This is a genomic window from Pseudorhodobacter sp. (assembly GCF_030452865.1).
Lineage (GTDB): Bacteria > Pseudomonadota > Alphaproteobacteria > Rhodobacterales > Rhodobacteraceae > Pseudorhodobacter.
The window spans coordinates 1-1,573 of record NZ_JAKDLJ010000587.1; the positions used below are offsets into that span (position 1 = coordinate 1).

Below are 1,573 nucleotides of genomic sequence, written 5' to 3' on the forward strand. Positions count from 1 at the left end.
GGGGCGGAAAGCCCCCCGCGCCGTTGTCCGCCGATGACGGTGCGTTCGGCGGTTGAACCTTCCGCGATTCTGCGACATTTTGCGCCGCAATCCAAGCACAACCCGCGCGCCTCCATGCGCAAGCCAGTCAGGACCGCGCCATGAACTCCGATGCCACGACAACAACCATTGATAAATCCGCGCTTCTTCATTCTCGCGTGATGCTGAAAATCTCGGGGGAGGCGCTGATGGGCGACCAGGGGTTCGGGCTGCATCCGCCCACGGTCGCCCGCATCGCCGCAGAGGTGAAATCGGTGCATGATCTGGGCGTCGAGATTTGCATGGTGATCGGCGGCGGCAATATCTTCCGCGGCCTCCAAGGCTCCGCGCAGGGAATGGAGCGGACGACGGCGGATTACATGGGGATGCTGGCGACCGTGATGAACGCACTGGCGATGCAATCGGCGCTGGAAGATCTGAAAGTCCACACCCGGGTCATTTCCGCGATTCCGATGGATCAGGTCTGCGAACCTTATATCCGTCGCCGCGCCGTTCGACATCTGGAGAAAAAACGGGTCTGCATCTTTGCCGCAGGCACCGGCAACCCTTATTTCACCACTGACACGGCGGCGACGCTGCGCGCCAATGAAATGGCCTGCGAAGCAATCTTCAAAGGCACCAAGGTCGATGGCGTTTATGACAAGGATCCGAAGAAATTCGCCGATGCCAAACGCTATGATACGGTCACTTACGATGAGGTACTGCAAAAGCATCTGGGGGTCATGGATGCCAGCGCGATTGCGCTGGCGCGCGACAACGACTTGCCGATCATCGTGTTCTCCTTGGATGAACCGGGCGGGTTTCGCGGGATTCTGGCCGGCAAAGGCACTTATACGCGGGTGCAGGGCTGAACTGACGCCGAAAGGGGCCTGCTTCCTTGCCCTTACCAATTCCATCCCTTAAGTCTATAACCCTGCAAGAACGGCCCCATTGGGCCAGCGTAACGTGCCAAGGGGCGAAAATGTCAGACGATTTCATGCTCGACACCGATGATCTGGAACGCCGGATGGAGGGTGCGCAAACCGCACTTCGGGCCGAATTCGGCACCTTGCGCACAGGGCGCGGCTCGGCCTCGATGGTGGACCCGATCATGGTGGATGCCTATGGCGCATTGACGCCGTTGAACCAAGTCGCAACGGTCAACGTGCCGGAACCGCGTATGGTGACGATCAACGTTTGGGACAAAGGCCTTGTCGGCAAGGTTGAAAAGGCGATCCGCGAAAGCGGTCTTGGCATCAATCCGCAGCTGAACGGCACCATCATCATGCTGCCGATTCCGGAGTTGAATGAGGAACGCCGACGTGAGTTGACCAAGGTTGCCGGACAATACGCTGAAAGCGCCAAGGTCGCGATTCGCAATATCCGTCGCGACGGTATGGATCAGGTCAAAAAGGCCAAGGTTGATGGTATTTCCGAAGATGACCAGAAGTTCTGGGAAGGCGCTGTGCAGGAATTGACCGACAAAGCGATCAATGCGGTCGATATGGCGCTTGCGACCAAACAGCAGGAAATCATGCCGGACTGATCCTGCGCT

Annotated in this window: 2 protein-coding genes; both read left to right on the forward strand. The window is 58.4% G+C overall.

The genetic code is table 11. The annotated features are described in order from the left end of the window. Positions 1-140: 140 nt before the first annotated feature. Entirely contained in the window at positions 141-890 is a 750-nt protein-coding gene (gene pyrH / locus L0H65_RS19735) for a UMP kinase (RefSeq protein ID WP_301460882.1), read from the forward strand. Between the two features lie 110 nt (positions 891-1,000). Then, complete coding sequence (gene frr / locus L0H65_RS19740) at positions 1,001-1,564, forward strand: ribosome recycling factor (RefSeq protein WP_301460883.1); 564 nt, start codon at positions 1,001-1,003, stop codon at positions 1,562-1,564. Positions 1,565-1,573 lie beyond the last annotated feature (9 nt).

What these genes read in the sequence shown, in the direction of transcription:
- frr (WP_301460883.1), top strand. Translation starts at nt 1,001, where the DNA reads ATGTCAGACGATTTCATGCTCGACACCGATGATCTGGAACGCCGGATG.
- pyrH (WP_301460882.1), top strand. Translation starts at nt 141, where the DNA reads ATGAACTCCGATGCCACGACAACAACCATTGATAAATCCGCGCTTCTT.